The sequence below is a fragment of the Ktedonobacter sp. SOSP1-52 genome (assembly GCF_016587395.1).
This window is the reverse complement of record NZ_BNJH01000005.1, coordinates 1-17,500: the sequence shown is the minus strand read 5'-3', so window position 1 is coordinate 17,500 and position 17,500 is coordinate 1. Positions and strand designations below refer to the sequence as shown.

Sequence of the window (17,500 nt, the reverse complement as noted above, 5' to 3'; positions counted from 1 at the left end):
CCTGCACCGGAACATTTCGTTATGAGCAATGGGGGGACGCGGTAGGGAAGGTGAGCCGATCGAATGGACAGGATCGGTGCCTCTGCTGAAGCGCGTGACCGAGGAAAATCCCGGACACAGATGCGTAACACGGAGGCCGAGCGCCCGCGAGGGTGCGGAAGTCATTGGTCCCCAGGCCGTCAAGAAAAGCCTCTCGCCAGAAATTGTTCCGCCCGTACCGCAAACCGACACTGGTAGGCAGGGGGAAATCTCCCCAGGTGATCGAGCGACCCTCTGTTAAGGAACTCGGCAAATTAACCCCGTACCTTTGGAAGAAGGGGTGCCTGCGTAGCTGCTTGTGCTTGCACAGGTGGTGAGAAGGTTGCAAGAAATCGGCTCAAGCGACTGTTTACCAAAAACACAGGTCTCTGCGAACGCGAAAGCGGAAGTATAGGGGCTGACTCCTGCCCAGTGCCGGAAGGTTACGAGGAGTGGTGTGCGTAGCCACGAATCTAAGCCCCGGTGAACGGCGGCCGTAACTATAACGGTCCTAAGGTAGCGAAATTCCTTGTCGGGTAAGTTCCGACCCGCACGAAAGGAGTAACGACTTGAGCGCTGTCTCGACAGAGGACTCGGCGAAATTGAAGTACCCGTGAAGATACGGGTTACCCACGACAGGACAAAAAGACCCCGTGGAGCTTTACTACAGTTTGGCCTGGAAACGAAGTATGGTGTGCGTAGCATAGGTGGGAGCCGAAGAGAGCAGGCTTGTGGGCTTGCAGGAGGCAGCAGTGAAATACCACTCTCACCATGGTTTGTGTCTCACACGTCACCGTGATCCGGGACGTGAACAGGGCCAGATGGGTAGTTTGACTGGGGCGGTCGCCTCCCAAAGAGTAACGGAGGCGCCCAAAGGTTCCCTCAGGGTGGATGGACATCACCCTCTGTAGAGTGTAAAGGCACAAGGGAGCTTGACTGTGAGGCTGACACGCCGAGCAGGGACGAAAGTCGGGCTTAGTGATCCCACATTCCCGTGTGGAAGGAGTGTGGCTCAACGGATAAAAGCTACCCCGGGGATAACAGGCTTATCTTGCCCAAGAGTTCACATCGACGGCAAGGTTTGGCACCTCGATGTCGGCTCGTCGCATCCTGGGGCTGGAGTAGGTCCCAAGGGTTGGGCTGTTCGCCCATGAAAGCGGCACGCGAGCTGGGTTCAGAACGTCGCGAGACAGTTCGGTCTCTATCCGTCGTGGGCGTCGGAAAAGTGAGGGGAGTCATCTTCAGTACGAGAGGACCGAGATGGCTTGACCGCTAGTGCGCCAGTTGGGGGGCCTCCTCCAGAGCTGGGTAGCTACGTCAAGAAGGGATAAGCGCTGAAAGCATCTAAGCGCGAAGCCGACCCGAAGATAACTTTTCCCACTCTCTTGGAAGAGTCAAGATCCCAGGAAGAAGACCTGGTGGATAGGCTGCGCGTGGACGCCTGGTAACAGGTGCAGCGGAGCAGTACTAATGATCGTACGGCTTGTTTCCCAAGTGTTTCTTCGCGAATGTGTGGTGAGTCCTTGTGGTGTGAGTGAGAGCGGTCTGAGATCAGACCTGAGCACGAGTGAGAGGACGAGCGGCACGGGGAGCAGGAGCAGGCCAGCGTGGCTCAGCAAAATTGAGGGAGTACTTCTTTGGACAGGTTACAAAAAGAAGAATGGAAACATCTACAAAAATCTTGATGTTTCCATTCTTCTTTTATTTTTTGGCGAGAATATATTGAGAAACATGAAGAAAGAGCAGAGCAGGGAGGAACGTATGCATATAAGAGACTTTCAAATAGAGGATTATGACGAAGTCGTAACGCTTTGGAAGCAGGCAGGGCTCGTATTGAGCTCATCAGACAATGTTGAAGGTATCAGGCAGAAACTCGAACGGGATGCAGACTTGTTTTTAGTTGCGGTCTCGGAGAGAGATATTATTGGTGTGGTGATGGGATGCTATGACGGACGGAGAGGATGGATCAATCATCTCGCTGTAGCGCCGAGTGCTCAAGGGCAAAGAGTAGGAGCCAGACTTATGCAGGAGGTGGAGTGTCGGTTGGCTGAGAAAGGTTGTGCTAAGGTTAATTTGTTAATTGAACCTACGAATGCTTCTGTTCAGGCATTCTATCAAAAGAATGGATACCAACGTGACGAATTGATTTTTATGGAGAAATGGTTATAAACTTTAATAAATGATATCTATATACTTGTGTGCTTTGATAATTGCCGGGCGGAAGGAGGATATGATGTTAATAGAAGTGCCAGGTGACTGCCTGGTTAGTAACCATATCGACTCTGTTCAACGCATTACGGCTGCGTATAATGAGAGAGACAACTAGCTATATGGGTTCTGATGAGTTGATAGCCTTGCCTGGCGCATACAATAACCTGCCTCTACAACTCACCTCGTTTATAGGGCGTACAGAAGAGATCGAAGCAGGTTGCGAACTCCTCAAGCGCGGTACTATTCGCCTGCTAACTCTCACAGGACCAGGGGGCGTAGGCAAGACACGCCTGGCTCTTCGTATAGCCGAGAAGATCTTGCCCACATTTACGCATGGCATTTGCTTTGTTTCTCTCGCCGCAGTGAATGATGTGGACCTGGTGTTGCCAGCCATCCTCCAGTCTCTATCGCGTAAAGAGAATGGATCACAGTCGATTTTAGCATTACTTCAGGAGCGCTTGCACCCTCTGCACATACTTTTAGTGCTCGATAACTTCGAGCAGGTTATAGGAGCTACGCCTGAGATCGAGCTTCTGCTCCGCTCGTGCCCTCACTTGCAGCTACTGGTCACCAGTCGCGCTCGATTGCATATCCAGGGTGAGTATGAGTATATAGTGGCTCCCCTGACGCTGCCGGATGCACTAGAACCGACTTCGGAAAGCTCACTGGAGAGCTATCCTGCAGTCACTCTTTTCTGTGAGCGCGCTCGTGAAGCCCGTTTTGATTTCGCTCTCACACCCGAGAACCAGAATGATATCATTGAGTTATGTAGACGTCTGGATGGTCTGCCCCTGGCGCTTGAACTGGCCGCCGCTCATGCTAAATTGCTCTCCCCACGCGCCCTTCTGGAGCGCCTGAAGAGGCGCCAGCCACTTCCCTCTACTCGTCTTCGCAATATTCCCGCACGCCAGCGCACCCTGCGCGATACTATTGAGTGGAGCTACGAACTCCTGAATGAGGAGGAGCGTGCTCTTTTTCGTCGCCTGGGCATTTTCTGTGCAGGCGGTACTATCGAGGCAATTGAGGGCCTCTATATACTCCTGAGCGAGCCCGAGGCCCCTGATCTCTCGCTTGCGGCTTCGCTCCTGGATAAGAGCCTTCTCATTCAACGCGAGCAGGAAGCGGGTGAACCCCGCCTTTTTATGTTGGAAACTTTACGCGAATTTGCCCTGGATTTGTTGCTGGCCTGTGATGAAGCTGAGCAAGTGCAGGAGGCTCATGCGCGCTACTATCTAGAGTTGGTTGAACGTGCTGCGGAGCATTTACTCGGGCCAGAGCAGGCACATTGGCTCTCTGTCCTTGAACATGACCATGAGAATATACGCGCTGCACTACGATTTTTTATAGAGCTACGCGATGGCTCATGTGCTCTTGCCCTTGCCGCCAAGTTGGTGCGTTTTTGGTCTATTCGGGGGCACATCAACGAGGGACGTCAGTGGTTGCACAGCGCGCTCGCGCTCTCTGCCTCTTGTGAACTGCCTATGCTGGCTGAAGCCCTGGTTGGCGCCGCCTGGCTGGCCTCGCTCGCAAATGATATTTCCCAGGCCGAACAACTCTGTAATAAGAGCTTACAAATCTTTCAAAGCCTGAGAGATAAACGCGGTGAGGGCCTGGCTCTGCATCGTCTCGCCCTCTTACACCTGACAAAAGGCGAGAAGAAGACAGCTCACAGCTTATTTATGCAGAGTATTGCCTGCTATTGTGATGCTCTTGACCTTAACGGTCAGGCCTATTCGCTTATGGCTCTGGGCGGCTTGCAGCTTAATAGCGCCGAGAATGAACAGGCCATCCTCTCGCTTAAAGAGAGCCTGCGGCTATTTAGAGAGGTGAGCAATATCGAGGGAGAGTCCTGGTCGCTCTCGATGCTGGCGCAATCTTTGCTCATGCAGGATGAAGAGGAGCAAGCCGCCGAATATGCTGAAGAGAGTCTGCGGCTTTTCAAGGCCATGGGCTTACGCGAAGGCATAGGGCGTACCCTGAACCTCCAGGCTATGCTTCACCTGCGACGCGGCCAGAGCGAGCAGGCCGCTATTGCCCTTGAAGAGAGTGAGCGATTCTTTACCGCGCTGGCGAGTCAGCGCTACCTGGCTCAGACGTGTTTCCTCCTGGCCTACACCTACACTTTACGCAACGATGAGATTCTGGTGGAGCGCTACTGGCGACGCTGTCTGAACCTCCTTCCCCTGGAAAAGAACCTGGGTAGCCTGCTTAATCTGCTTGACGAACTTGTGCGCCTATCGACAGCACAGGGCGACTTCTTCTGGGGGGCGCGCATCGCCGGTATGTGTGAGGGATTGCGTCAACGCGCTCCGGACTTACCAGGCCAGGACGCCTTCCAGCCTGAAAAAGAACACATCGCCCGCCTGGGCAAGCAGAGCGATCAGCAACCCCTCACACTGGCTTATGCCGAGGGGCAAAATTTGCCCTTAACAGAAGTCTTCACTGTACGCCACAGAGGACAGCCAATTCCTCAAGATTCTCCAGTGACTCACTCTACTGATCTCAGCCAGCGCGAGCTAGAAGTGCTGCGCTTCCTGTCCCAGGGCCTGAGCAACAAGCAGATCGCTACGCAACTGGTCATCAGCCCGCGTACCGTTGATGCTCATGTCCGCTCTATCTATAACAAGCTTGCCCTCAATTCGCGCGCCGCCGTGGCCCGCTACGCCCTCGAGCACCACCTCTGTTGATATATTATGACATAGCTCAACCATGAGCTCATGCATTAAGTCAATGAAAATCATTTTATGTGCCACCATTTATGTGTCTATAACCTCCAAATTAGGTATTACCAATAGGCGATATTACCGATGCTCGACAGGCGTGCTCAAGGTATATTCTTTTCAGATAAACGTGAAGCCGTTATGTGTGAAAGGATTATATGTATATGCAAGATGTGCCGGCGCGAAGCGAGGATGCCATCATCAATGTGCGCAAGCTTGTGGCTCTGGATATCGTCTTTCATAGGCCAGTGTTTATTATTGGCGAGTTCGCGCTGGCGGTCGTGGGTGCCAGCGCGCTGGGATTGTTCTCAATCCTTTTCTTTCTTTCGCGTGGTGCATACCCCATCCTTGTTGGTTGCTACCTGCTGGGAATGGCGTTGAACTACGTGCCATTGCTGGTCTATGCTATCGCTATTGTCAGGTGTAAGAGCGCGCGTGAGGAGGTCGCCTTTGAGGTGGAGCATAAAGGCAGATATGTACGCAGATATACGCTTCAATCGTTGCTGCTGCTCGTGCCATTGCTGGTCTTCTTTCTGGCGCTCTACCAGGAGGCTCGTAGCCGCAGAAAAGAGTAGTTAACTATGCAGAACATTCAGGCCTATGCCGGGCAAGAATTAAGCTGGACGCGAGCAAAGAGTAAGCCTCACCCATTCGAGCTAAAGGCTGGTGAAGAGCTTCTGATGAGAATTACGCTGCGTGGCAAGCTAGGCCAGGAGGCGTTGATCGAAGTGGAGAGTGGAGAGTGGATCTTTACACGTAAGGCCCTGGGACAGACAATCAATGTGCGTGACGCTGCTATACAAGAAGAGATCGCGAGCATACGGCGGAGTATGAGTGGTAGTGCTACCTGTTCTCTTAGAGGAGGTGGTGAGTATCGCTGGGCCAACACGGGTTTCTGGCGTGGCGAGTGGACCTGGTTTACCAGCGAGCGCGTGCCATTGCTACGCACAGTCAGGGGGAAACGAGTGTATATAGAGGAAACTGCTCGCGACCTACCTGAGCTGGCTTTGCTGGTCGCGCTTGCCTGGTACCTCAACCGTGCACAGGATGAGGATGCCGCCTGGATCACCGCGAGTGTAGTTCCCAGCGTGTAGTATGCCAAGCAAGAGTAAAAAAGAGAATGCCATGGGTGAGCCGGTAGGGTCCATGGCATTCCAGTGCGGTCGGAAGAAAGCAGTCAACGAGTTTTCTTCGACGGAACAAGGAAAGAACGTCTTTCGCGACCGTTCGCTTAGTCATCGTCGTCAGACGAAAAGGTGCTATGGCAGCCAGGGCAATAGTACTGAAGATCGCCGTTTTCGTCGGTCTCGGGCATATCTTCGTCGATATCAACGAGCAGGATGCCATCTTCATCATCGTTTGGGCAACTGTGGTATTTAATCTGCTCCAGATTCATCTTGAGTCTCCTGTGTTTGAAACAAGCAACGACATACTCCGCGACGAGACCCATCCCTCTCGAAATTATTTGGTAAGAGGGTGCCTCTTGGGTGTCTCTTATAATTTTGCGAACTGGGTGTCTTCTTCTCCGAACCCCCTGAGCGCGCGTGTCCCCGAATGGGGGAAGCGCTAGTCACATGAGTGACGTTGGGTTTCGGAAAAGATCTGTCTGCAATAGTTCGAACTTTGCTTCTGCCACTGACTCTATATGGTATTTTTTCGATCCTCAACTTCCCCGGACTTTCTGGTGCGGAAGTACTATCTTTTCATGCAGAAATTAGCTTCTCTATCGTAGACAGAGTAGGCGCGCTCAGGTTTCCGAGAGGCGGTATGTCTTTGTTGCCGTCTTATCCAAAAAGACGTTTGAAATTTTTACTTTCGAAACATTGTTGACATAAATAGGAAGAATATCGGCAAACTGTAGGAAAACGCCAAAACGCTGCAAATGACATTGTCATCCTTATGTCGAGCAAACATTCAATAACATGCTGGTAAGGGAATGTTGTGAGAAGTCACTATGAACGATAGGGATGACCTTTTAGCAAAAACTTTGAAGATGTGAATAAAATACAATTAAAATATACATAGAAAAGAGAAAGCAGAAGGAGCAAAAAGCATGAGCAATGACCTCAAGAATATGCCCGAATCCTACTGGAAAGAGAAGCTAACACCTGAGCAGTATCAGGTCTGTCGCCTCAAAGGTACAGAGCGACCCTTCACTGGTGAGCTCTACTATAATCATAAAGAGGGAACGTATCAGTGTATCGCCTGTGGAGAGCCGCTGTTCTACTCCGATAACAAGTATGACTCTGGCTGTGGTTGGCCCAGCTTCGATGACCCCGTGAGCAAGAGCAATGTCGAATTCCACGAGGATAACTCCCATGGCATGCACCGTGTCGAGGTCACCTGCAAGAACTGTGGCTCGCACCTGGGCCATGTCTTCGATGACGGCCCCCGTGACACGACAGGCCAGCGCTACTGTATCAACTCGGTCTCCCTCAAGTTTCAGCCCAAAGACCAGAAGTAAGGTCCAGCGAGTAGAGTAATACTTGCGAAGGGAAGGATAATTGTTATGGAGATGAGCGCGCGCAACCGCCTTAAAGGAACCGTTAAGTCGCTCAAGGAAGATGGTCTGATGGCCCAGGTCACTATTGAGTTGCCAGACGGCCAGAGCATCACCTCAATCATCACTCGCGATGCGGCTCAGGCCCTCAGCCTGCAACAGGGCGATGCCGTCTACGCCATCATCAAATCCACTGAAGTCATGATCGGGAAGTAGATATCCAGCAAAAAGATGCAGGAGCAGTTTGCCCCTGCATCTTTTTGCTGGATATCTACATTTGCTTTTGATTTGCAAGTCTTTGAGTAAGGATATGTGGATGGGTGTGGCGAATCCCACGTCCATCCACATACCCTTACCCCTGAGCGCCGCAGGCGCGAAGGCAGTTACTTGACGTTCCTAGCTTTATCTATATACAATCTCTACACAATATTATTTCAAAGACGGGGGAAGAGCAATGAGCAATGAGGCTGATGTAATCATCGTCGGGGCCGGGCTGGCCGGGCTGGTTGCAGCTGCGGAACTTGTCGACGCGGGCCGACGCGTCACTATCCTTGAGCAGGAGCCAGAGGCATCCTTTGGTGGGCAGGCCTTCTGGTCCTTCGGTGGCCTGTTCTTCGTCAACTCACCTGAGCAACGGCGCATGGGTATTCACGATTCTCATGAACTCGCGCTACAGGATTGGATGGGGAGCGCGGGCTTTGACCGCGAGGAGGACCACTGGCCCAGGCAGTGGGCCAGGGCCTATGTTGATTTCGCGGCGGGCGAGAAATACTCCTGGCTACATGCTCAGGGACTACGTCTCTTTCCTATAGTCCAATGGGCGGAGCGAGGCGGCTACCTGGCAGGTGGGCATGGCAATTCTGTGCCGCGCTTCCATGTCACATGGGGTACTGGTCCAGGGGTACTGGAACCGTTTATTCGACGCGTGCGCGAAGGGGAGAAGCGCGGGCTGGTACGCCTCTGTTTCCGCCATCGCGTTACCAGGCTTGCTATCAGCGGTGGCGTGGTGACTGGCGTGCACGGCGAGGTGCTTGAGACCAGTAATGTCGAACGGGGTGAACGCAGTTCGCGGGAGGTGGTAGGCCAGTTTGATTTCGGCGCGCAGGCGGTGATTGTCACCTCGGGAGGCATTGGAGGCAACCATGAACTGGTACGACGCAACTGGCCGCAGCGTATGGGGCCACCTCCGCAAAATATGCTCTCAGGTGTACCCGATCATGTGGATGGACACATGCTTGAGGTAGTTGAGCAGCAGGGCGGACACATTATCAACCCTGATCGCATGTGGCATTATCCCGAGGGTATTATCAACTATGCGCCGATCTGGACGCGCCATGCTATTCGTATTTTGAGTGGACCCTCTCCGCTCTGGCTAGATGCACGCGGACATCGCCTACCCGTGCCACTCTTCCCCGGTTTCGATACGCTGGGATCTCTGCAACATATCACCACCAGTGGATATGATTACTCCTGGTTCCTGCTCAACCAGCGCATCATTGAGCGCGAGTTTGCCCTCTCTGGCTCTGAGCAGAATCCTGACCTGACTGGCCGCAGTATCCCCCTCGTCTTTAGCCGCGTTCTACCTGGAGCACCCGCACCAATCGAGGCCTTTAAAAAGCGCGGCGTCGATTTCATTGTGCGCTCGACGCTGCCAGAACTCGTACAAGGTATGAATGAGCTGACTGGCAATACCCTCATCGATGAGGCAGAGCTGGAACGTGAAATTAAAGAACGTGATCGACAGATTGCGAATCCCTTCGCCAAGGACTTGCAGGTCACGGCTATCCGTGGCGCGCGTGCATATTCTGTGGATAAGTTTATCCGCGTAGCGAAGCCGCACCGCATCCTTGACCCCAAGGCTGGCCCCTTGATTGCCGTGCGCCTCTCAATTCTCACGCGTAAGACGCTAGGAGGGCTGGAGACTGATCTCTCTGGTCGTGTGCTTCAGGCCAATGGTGAGCCGCTACCAGGCCTCTACGCTGCGGGCGAAGTGGCCGGTTTTGGCGGAGGCGGTGTGCATGGTTATCGCGCCCTGGAGGGAACCTTCCTTGGCGGCTGCATCTTCTCTGGCCGAACCGCAGGCCGGGCAGTTGCGCAAAGCGTGTTGTAAACAATATCAGCTTAGTTATAAGAGCGATCCAAAAATAGGGAGCGGTTGGAGGTATAGCATATGCCTGGCAAGGAGGCAGTAAATGAACAAAGTGTTTATCACCTGCTTATCAAAACATTCTTTCTTTTGGATGATAGTGATCGCCAGTTCTTCGCAGCCTATGGCCTGAGTACGCGTCAGTACTGGACGCTGCAACATCTGGATGAGCAGCAGGGCCGTTCGATGGTAGACTTGAGTCGGGTTCTATTTACGGACAAGAGTAATGTGACGGGTATTGTAGACCGTCTGGAGCGCCTGCACCTGGTCGCACGTACGGCGGACTCCAGGGATCGCCGGGTCATCCTGATCACACTTACTCCCCAGGGGCGTGAGTTGCGGGATACTTTGCAGACGCAGTACGATGCACGCATTCAGGAGCACCTGGGCGTGATAGACTCCAAGGACCTACCGGCAATCCTGGCATCTCTGCAAGCGGTCTGTCTCAATGTCGAGGCTTACCTGGAGAAGATAAAGGAGTAAAAGCTAACATTGCTGGTGGCCAAACGGTCGCCAGCAATGTTAGCTTTTACTCACTCAGGCACGTGCCTCAGAAAAAGAAGCCTCCCTATCTGAAAAGGCTTCTGGTGCCTTTAAGAGCGTCATGCTCATCCATACAAGTGCGCAATAAAAGACAAGTGAGGCAATGAGAGTTACAATGCCTGCTTCCTGAAGCGTGCCTCCTATGGCTTGAACGAGAAGCGTTGCCAGGAGCAAGAGAACGGGCCAGCGAGGAAAAATTTCCGTGCGTAGGCTTGAGAGACAGAAGATGATGCCTCCCACCAGTTGGAGCAGGGAGCCGACCAGGAAGAGTCCCCCCAACCCATCAGGTCCTTGAGCTAGCTTGGGATCCATATTTGCCAGCCAGGGAACCAGAAAAACGTTGAGCATAGTGGCGTCAATATTCAAAAGGAACATCCCCAGGCTAAAGCCAATGAAGCCGATCAACCCCCCCATTCCTATGCCTGACAACTGCCGAAGGAAGAGTGCGGGCAAGCACAGACAGACTATGAGTCCACCCACAAGCAGAAGGAGACCACCCGCCAGGACCAGTGTATCATTCTGCCCACTCAAGAGCTGACAGATGTGAGCCAGAATAATCAGGCCGGACGCACTTATAAGGCCAAATCCACTCAAACGGAAGAGCACTTGTGGAGAGAGCATAAGATTGAAACCTCCTTTGAAGGCAGTACATGTTCTATGTTATTGTTTCTCCCTTTAGCATAGAGTACTGCTCCAAACGAACCAGCTCGATGAAATCGCCTTATAAGCTAGCTTAAGCCAATTTAAACTAGGCCATAACCTCGCGTTGCACCCAATGGCCTCAAAATCGTATTTTCTTACCCCGAATTTGCCCCATTTTTAAACTTTGTATTTAGGTCTTCCACTGCCGCGCTATGCATTGACGGCATAACATGGCTGTAAATATTCAAGGTCCCGTGCCAGGTTGCTCAATGTTCAGTTTTGATTGAGGTGACGCAGGGCCGCCTGAGCGGCAAAGTAGCCACACATACCGTGGACACCCCCTCCTGGCGGTGTGGAGGAGGAACAGATATAGAGGCTCTTATCGGGGGTGGAGTAGGGCGTTGGCGAGATGGTTGGGCGGGTGAACATCTGCGCGAGATCCTGTATACCGCCGTTAATATCCCCACCAATATAGTTGGCGTTGTAGCGTTCCATATCCATGGCATTGGTGGTGTGTCGAGCCAGGATGCGGTCGCGAAAGCCAGGGGCGAAACGCTCAATCTGTGCCTCGATGCGCTCACTCATATCAACATCCGAGCCATTGGGGACATGGCAATAGGCCCAGACTGCGTGTTTGCCCTGGGGGGCACGAGTCTCATCAAAGAGGCTCTGTTGTGCGAGTAGAACAAATGGACGCTCAGGATGTTCCCCTCGCCAGATCGCGCGCTCGCTCCTGGCAATCTCGTTGAAGGTGCCACCGACATGGACCGTACCGGCTCTCCTGCACGCGTCAGCACTCCAGGGAATGGGGCCGTCGAGCGCGAGATCGAGCTTGAAGATGCCCGGACCGTAGCGATAATGCTGCAATTGGCGTTTATAGAGGCCGGAGAGGTGACTTCCCGCGATGCGCAGAAGTTGGCGTGGGGTGATATCGCAGAGGATGACGCGCGCCGGGGGGAGCGTGTCGAGTGATTTCACCTCCATGCCCGTGACAATTTCACCGCCCAGGTCGCGCAGATAGGCCGCGAGCGCATCAACAATCTTATGTGACCCCCCACGTGGGATAGGCCAGCCCACCGCGTGGGCCAAGAGGCCCAACATCAGGCCCGCCGCCGCACTGGAGAGCGTATTAAGAGGGAGCATCGAATGGCCGCTCATGCCCGCGAAGATCGCGCGAGCTGCCGCTCCTTTAAATTGAGTTTGCGTCAGACCGCTGGCCGAGCGCAAGGCCGCTAGGCCAAAGTGCGCTATTTTGAATGGGTGCAGCATCGTCTGCGGGCGCAATGGTCCAAGAAAGGCGTTGATGATGCTTTCCCAATTATCGAGAAGTGGTTGCATTAGTTTGGTATACGCTGTGGCATCCACACCCAGGCTGGCGGCGGTCACCTCCAGGCTACGGGCCACCAGTGCCGCCTGCCCATGGTCGAGCGGGTGGGCCAGGGCAAATTCTGGCTGAATCCACTCGATGCCATAGCGAGCGAGTGGTAGGGTGCGAAAGAATGGCGAGGCCAGCCCCATGGGGTGGATCGCCGAGCACACATCGTGGGTAAAGCCTGGCAGGGTGAGTTCGGCTGACCGGGCGCCGCCGCCGATCTGTTCTTTGGCCTCAAGCACGAGGACCGAGCGACCTGTGCGCGCAATGGTAATGGCGGCTGCGAGGCCGTTGGGTCCTGAGCCGATGATAAGCGCGTCATATGATGGTTTTGTAATCATAAAAAGAGTCTTTCCAGGCGAAAGTGCGCCGCACTCTCGCCCGCTTACAATTATTTCGCGTGTCGCCGAAACCAGAGCGCTGGATGGGTCAGCAGGTGAACTTGTGTGCGAATGGCCGAATTATGCCAGATGTTTTTGGCTTGTGACCAGCTCCATTTTTTATCAACGCAGATGGTTTCCGTTTGCACAGGCGCTTCCATCTGGAAGTGCTTCGCCAGCTTTCCTAGCGTATGCTCCCAGAAGATATCCTCCTGCTTATGTCCGCCGAAACGCAGTCCTAGTTCATAAATGGGATCGCTGGCGCGCATTAAGACCTGAGCCTGGACGAGGGTCTCTCCTTTCTCTTTATACGCGCTAAAGGTAATCCAGCCAGCGAACATATGGCCTTGAGGTGTCATCAGGGTAAAGCTCTCATCATCAGCATACAACACCAGCACGCCAGTTGAGAGTGGCATCCCGCCCACTGCCAGGTTGAGGAGTGCTACTTCACCCGGTGCAATCCCTGTCAGTGGGCCAAAGAAGCGCGAATTCGCGGGCCAGAATTCGGCGAAGTGTTCTTTCCAGACAGCAATGACGGCCTCTGGTTCTACCTTTGTGCCTGTTAAGGTGACACGGTAGGTTTTCTGCCACATCGAGCCAAAGCCCTGGAGTGGCCCGGTGATTTGTCGACCATCGACGTTGAGGTTCAGCGCTCCGCTCGGGGCATTTTGTATCCGTAGCGTGTGTGTATGTTGTGGTGCCCAGCTTGCCGTATTGCGGGGCTGGCCCCCTTTCGCAGGCGGTTGTGGGGTTGTCATCGGGTCTCTCTCCTTTTAAAGAAGCGTGGCCGATTCTCCGTCACGGTTACAGCGGAACGGAGCGCTTTGATGGCCTCGTTTTCGTTCGCATAAAGCTGGATAGAATCGTTAAGACGGGTCAATTGAAAAATGTTCTGATAGTGTTCGCTTAACCCATACCCGAAGAGTCGCTGTTTCTGGCGATTTGCGCGAATCAGCAGCGTGACGATCAGACCAATGCCACTACTATTCATATACTCCATTTCGCTAAAATTGAGAATAATCGCGTGGATATTTGGTGTGTTGATAGTGTTGTACATCTCCATCAATATACCTTCCGCAAACGCATTGAGTTCGCCCTGGATATCGATGATGCCGGCAATCCCGTTGACCGTGCGTGCTTGCATAGTTACTTTGGCTTCTGGCATGCTTTTCTCTGCCTCCTGCAACTGCTACATAACGTAACAAAAACGACACTGTTTTTACATAGATTGGCTGGATTTACTCATGTCTTGTGTGAGAGCGCTTGCCTCATCGGGGAAGATGTGTAAGAAATCGGCCAGGCGGGTGACCTGGAATATTTCCACATAATGTTCGCTCAGGCCACAGGCGAGCAGGCGACGGTGCTGTTTGCGGGCGCGGGCGAGCAGACTGACAATCAGCGCGATACCGGTGCTGTTGATATAGTTCACACCGTGAAAGTTGAGCAGAATGATCTCTAAGCCATATGCCTCGGCTTCGGCATAAGCGTTGTTCAACACACTTTCAGCCTGGGCGTTGATCTCGCCATGCAGGTCCACAATAGAGACGCTTGGTTGGTGGCGGACCGCGGCTTTAAGCACTTTGAGGGGCATGGGGGCCTCCTTCCAAGGACATCACAAGTTCTATGGTATGGGTATGTTCGTCGTTGAGAATGCGCATCTCATCGACCATATTCTGGATCAAGAACAGGCCCCAACCACGGGGCGATTGTAATTCAGCTAGCTTGGCCTCGATATCAGGCGTTTCCGGAGCCTGAGTGGGCTGGTAACCACCTTGATCGCTGATCCGTACCGCGATGGCCTGCTCTGACGAGAGGAGTTGGAGGATGACAGGGCACTCCGGGTGGTAGTGGTTTCCATGTTCCATAGCGTTCATGGTGGCCTCTGCCACCGCTGTTTTGAGCTGCTCCAGACGACGTTCTGGCAGATGAAAGGGCTGAACACGCTGGGTTATATATGAGATTGCGATCCGTTCATTGCCCATTGCGCTGGGGATAGACCATGTTTCTAGGGGTTGCCAGTCATCTCCGCTTTCGATGGACCCTTCATGGATTTCGGGCTTCCTCAGAATCTCGGTTGTTTCCTGGAGGTTCTGCACTGGGACGTGTTGTAAGGTCACCAGGGTGATATCATCCTCCTGTTCCCAGTCTGCTCCAGTAAAGGTGCTGAGCTCTGCGCGCAAGTAATCGATAGGAGAGTTTTTGTCCTGGTATGCGCCAAGCAATGTAATCAAGCGCGGAAAGCCAAACATGTCGCGAGTAGAATTGTGCGCCTCAACCAGGCCATCGCTATAGAGTAGCATGCTTTCGCCAGGTGCCAGGGTGACTTCTTTCTCTTCATAGAACATGCCAGGCATCAATCCCAGGGGCATACCTGTGGCGCGTAGCTCGCCTACCTCGCCCTCATGCCAGCGATAAGGCAGGTCATGCCCAGCATTGGCATAGCGCAGGAATCCACTCTGAGGATCGAGAATGGCATAGAAACACGTGACAAACATTCTCTCTGGAATATCGGGAAAGAGCAAATCGTTGGCGCGTTCCAGAACGGCGCCGGGAGAGAGATCTTCCTGGGCCGAGGAACGCAGGATACTGCGGGTGGTCGCCATAACCAGGGCGGCAGGAATGCCCTTATCAGTCACATCGCCAACGACAATCCCCAGCCGGCCATCTTCATAAGGGATAAAGTCATAGAAGTCGCCGCCAACCGCGCGCGCTGGCTGATAATAGGCAGTCACTTGCCAGTTGGGCAGATCGGGCAGTTCTTTAGGTAGCAGTGTTTGTTGAATGATGCGCGCCACTCGCAATTCCTGCTCAATGCGTTCGCGTTCGCGGGCTTGTGCCTGTTGATCCAGAACCATCTGGGCGACACGGAGAGCGGGCGCGGCCTGGGTTGCCAGCGAGTTCAGCAGTCCTTTGTCATAACTGGAGTAGTCTTGCTCACTCAAACGTTCTCTTAGATTGATCAGCCCAACCAACTCACCCTGGCTCACCAGTGGCATTGTCAGCTTGACTCCTGCTTCTTTGAGTTCGCGCAGAATTGGCGAATCGAGATGCAGTTTCTCGACCTCAATTGCGCTAGGCGAGCTCAGGAAATAGGCAACAAGCGCGTCGTTGGGCGCGATGTTCACCGCCTGCGAAACAACGCGCTGAGTTGCGGGTAATACAGGCGTCGGGAGAGCTTGCTTTTTTTGGGTGCTTCGCCGGAAAAGCATTCTCTGGCGAATGTATTGGAAAAATGTTGCCATCTCGAACTCCAATATTCTCTACGATGTATCTTTCCTTCGTAGTATAGAGTCTGCATGTCCTCTAAACGTTACGGTAAAGAGGAATGTTCTCGCACCTTTCTCGTAACGTTTTTAGGACGGCCAGGAATTATAATCAAAAACGAGAGAGAGCTTTTCAGCAGCGCTCTACTACAAGAGAGGACTATTTGTCATGGCAACGGCTAGTTTCGAGGCCCATATTCGGCACCGGACGCGGGTTGCGATTATCGATTTACAGGGTGAAATCAACAATTTCGCGGCAGATGCGCTGGATAGTGCTTATACGGAAGCTGTCAGCGGGCACCCTGAAACCATCTTGCTGAATTTCAGTCAGGTAAATTATATGAACAGTGTTGGAATCGCGCTGATCGTTGGGATGCTCAAACGCGCTCTTAAAGCCAGATGCCCCTTGATGGTGTACGGTCTGAGTGAGCATTTTGTGGAGATTTTTCGCATTACACGCCTGGCCGATTTTATGCTCATCTTCTCTGATGAGGCACAGGCATTGAATAGTATCCCTCCATCTCGATCATAGATTTGGGTGGCTACCACTCGACCAATTTCCAGATCTCTGGCTGCATCGCGCCTGCTTCTCCGTCGATTTCGGTGTAGATGCGGGCGGCAAGCTTAAGCTGGCTCATCGCCTCATCGGTGCGCTCGGCTTCGTGCAGGAGGTCAGACAGGTTGCTATGCAGGGCAGCTTCGCGGTGGCGATCACCCTGGGAACGACAGAGTGCCAGGGCCGTTTCCGTGAGCGCAATGGCGCGTACAATCTCCCCGCTGGCTCGATAAGCCAGGGCCAGATTATTCAGGGCGGCGGCCTGAATGCTGGCGTCTTGCAGATTTTCCGCCAGGGCCAGGCTGCGTTCCAGATGAAAATATGCTGTGGTCATCTCTCCCTGGCTATTGGCAAGAATACCCAACATATTGTGTGCCTGGGCCAGTGCATGAGTATCGTTGGCCTGTTCTGCCAGGTCGAGTGCTTGCTGTGCCAGATCGTGTGCCTGCTGGATATGTCCATGATGGTGGGCAGAGAGACTCCAATCGGCGCATACTCGTGCCTGCTCCTCCTCTGATCCAGCCTGTGTTTGGAGTAAGTGAAGGGCGAGGGCAAAGTGTTCTTCCGCAAGTTGCCAATTCCCCCGACGCTCATAGATCTTGCCTTGTTTCTGTTCCAGAATAGCGCGTGGCGTGGCACTCAGAGCTTTGGCAGCCCGATAACTTTTGAGGGCTGTTTCATATTCCCCCAGGAAGGTATACAGGCCAGCAATGGTTTCAAGCAGTTCGGAGCTTGTGGGATGGCCCAGCGCCAAGGCGGTGTGAAAATGGGCCAGGGCCTCCGTGTGTCTGTAGAGAGAACGCGCATACTCGCCAGCCTGACAAAAATAGGTGGCGGCCAGGGCTCGCTGGTTGGCTGCCTGATAGTGCAAAGCGATCTGGCCCGCGAGTATCCCGAGCTCACGTTGTCCACGCATACGCGCCACCAGTGTCTCTGCGGTGCGACGGTGAAGCAGGCGGCGGCGAGCCAGAGTGATCTCGTCGTACACCAGGCTGCGCATTTTTTCATGACAGAAGTCGTAGATGAGCGTGGATTCGTTGCTTAAAGGGTAGTGGTAAGATGTGGGCAGATTGCCCATCTCTTTAACCAAACCCATGCTGATCAGTTCTTCCAAACCATTCACCGTCTCTTCCTCGCTGCGACCGCTGA

At 53.4% G+C, this 17,500-nt stretch carries 17 protein-coding genes and 1 rRNA gene (1 of these 18 cut by a window edge); 10 read left to right on the top strand and 8 right to left on the bottom strand.

From position 1 onward, the window contains the following. The 5 genes from JMJ16_RS40830 to JMJ16_RS40810 form a co-directional block, all read left to right on the top strand. A 23S ribosomal RNA gene (locus tag JMJ16_RS40830) occupies positions 1–1,509 on the top strand (it extends 1,460 nt beyond the left edge of the window). 39 nt (positions 1,510–1,548) lie between these two features. After that, the gene (locus JMJ16_RS40825) at positions 1,549–2,187 is read left to right on the top strand and encodes a GNAT family acetyltransferase (RefSeq protein WP_201390885.1); all 639 of its coding nucleotides are present in this window, start codon (positions 1,549–1,551) and stop codon (positions 2,185–2,187) included. A 161-nt stretch (positions 2,188–2,348) separates the two neighbouring features. Next, positions 2,349–4,916, top strand: a complete 2,568-nt coding sequence (locus JMJ16_RS40820) for a LuxR C-terminal-related transcriptional regulator (RefSeq protein WP_201390884.1) — start codon at positions 2,349–2,351, stop codon at positions 4,914–4,916. A gap of 197 nt (positions 4,917–5,113) precedes the next feature. After that, positions 5,114–5,524 carry a hypothetical protein gene (locus JMJ16_RS40815; protein ID WP_201390882.1) on the top strand — a complete coding sequence of 137 codons (411 nt, stop codon included), beginning with the start codon at positions 5,114–5,116 and terminating at the stop codon, positions 5,522–5,524. 6 nt (positions 5,525–5,530) lie between these two features. Next, positions 5,531–6,043, top strand: a complete 513-nt coding sequence (locus tag JMJ16_RS40810; protein WP_201390880.1) for a hypothetical protein — start codon at positions 5,531–5,533, stop codon at positions 6,041–6,043. Between the two features lie 137 nt (positions 6,044–6,180). Here the strand turns inward: JMJ16_RS40810 and JMJ16_RS40805 are convergent, their stop codons facing one another. After that, positions 6,181–6,345: a hypothetical protein gene (locus JMJ16_RS40805; protein ID WP_007919565.1), complete on the bottom strand. Its 165-nt coding sequence runs from the start codon at positions 6,343–6,345 to the stop codon at positions 6,181–6,183. 657 nt (positions 6,346–7,002) lie between these two features. Here JMJ16_RS40805 and msrB point away from each other — a divergent pair. From msrB to JMJ16_RS40785, 4 genes are all read left to right on the top strand, one after another. Then, positions 7,003–7,413, top strand: coding sequence for a peptide-methionine (R)-S-oxide reductase MsrB (gene msrB, locus JMJ16_RS40800; protein WP_201390878.1), 411 nt, complete (start codon positions 7,003–7,005; stop codon positions 7,411–7,413). Positions 7,414–7,458: 45 nt separating this feature from the next. Then, positions 7,459–7,665, top strand: a complete 207-nt coding sequence (locus JMJ16_RS40795; RefSeq protein WP_201390876.1) for a molybdopterin-binding protein — start codon at positions 7,459–7,461, stop codon at positions 7,663–7,665. Positions 7,666–7,903: 238 nt separating this feature from the next. Next, positions 7,904–9,559, top strand: coding sequence for an FAD-binding dehydrogenase (locus tag JMJ16_RS40790; RefSeq protein WP_201390874.1), 1,656 nt, complete (start codon positions 7,904–7,906; stop codon positions 9,557–9,559). 60 nt (positions 9,560–9,619) lie between these two features. Then, positions 9,620–10,078, top strand: a complete 459-nt coding sequence (locus tag JMJ16_RS40785) for a MarR family winged helix-turn-helix transcriptional regulator (protein WP_201390872.1) — start codon at positions 9,620–9,622, stop codon at positions 10,076–10,078. A 54-nt stretch (positions 10,079–10,132) separates the two neighbouring features. On the opposite strand, the gene JMJ16_RS40780 is transcribed toward JMJ16_RS40785, so the two are convergent. The 6 genes from JMJ16_RS40780 to JMJ16_RS40755 all read right to left on the bottom strand — a co-directional run bounded on the left by JMJ16_RS40780 (position 10,133) and on the right by JMJ16_RS40755 (position 15,774). Then, the gene (locus tag JMJ16_RS40780) at positions 10,133–10,759 is read right to left on the bottom strand and encodes a hypothetical protein (RefSeq protein WP_201390870.1); all 627 of its coding nucleotides are present in this window, start codon (positions 10,757–10,759) and stop codon (positions 10,133–10,135) included. Positions 10,760–11,053: 294 nt separating this feature from the next. Then, complete coding sequence (locus tag JMJ16_RS40775; RefSeq protein ID WP_201390868.1) at positions 11,054–12,493, bottom strand: NAD(P)/FAD-dependent oxidoreductase; 1,440 nt, start codon at positions 12,491–12,493, stop codon at positions 11,054–11,056. A gap of 50 nt (positions 12,494–12,543) precedes the next feature. Beyond that, entirely contained in the window at positions 12,544–13,290 is a 747-nt protein-coding gene (locus JMJ16_RS40770) for a hypothetical protein (protein WP_201390866.1), read from the bottom strand. Beyond that, complete coding sequence (locus tag JMJ16_RS40765; protein WP_201375611.1) at positions 13,287–13,697, bottom strand: STAS domain-containing protein; 411 nt, start codon at positions 13,695–13,697, stop codon at positions 13,287–13,289. The genes JMJ16_RS40770 and JMJ16_RS40765 overlap by 4 nt, the downstream gene beginning before the upstream one ends. A 54-nt stretch (positions 13,698–13,751) precedes the next feature. Next, positions 13,752–14,123 (bottom strand): STAS domain-containing protein, encoded by a 372-nt coding sequence (locus JMJ16_RS40760; RefSeq protein WP_201390864.1) that lies wholly within the window; start codon positions 14,121–14,123, stop codon positions 13,752–13,754. Beyond that, positions 14,104–15,774 (bottom strand): SpoIIE family protein phosphatase, encoded by a 1,671-nt coding sequence (locus JMJ16_RS40755; protein ID WP_201390862.1) that lies wholly within the window; start codon positions 15,772–15,774, stop codon positions 14,104–14,106. The genes JMJ16_RS40760 and JMJ16_RS40755 overlap by 20 nt, the downstream gene beginning before the upstream one ends. A gap of 190 nt (positions 15,775–15,964) precedes the next feature. Between JMJ16_RS40755 and JMJ16_RS40750 the strand changes: the two genes are divergently transcribed. Beyond that, positions 15,965–16,327 carry an STAS domain-containing protein gene (locus JMJ16_RS40750; RefSeq protein WP_201390860.1) on the top strand — a complete coding sequence of 121 codons (363 nt, stop codon included), beginning with the start codon at positions 15,965–15,967 and terminating at the stop codon, positions 16,325–16,327. A gap of 10 nt (positions 16,328–16,337) precedes the next feature. On the opposite strand, the gene JMJ16_RS40745 is transcribed toward JMJ16_RS40750, so the two are convergent. Continuing rightward, positions 16,338–17,500, bottom strand: a 1,163-nt coding sequence (locus JMJ16_RS40745) for a tetratricopeptide repeat protein (protein WP_236601915.1), incomplete at its 5' end; no start/stop codon positions are given.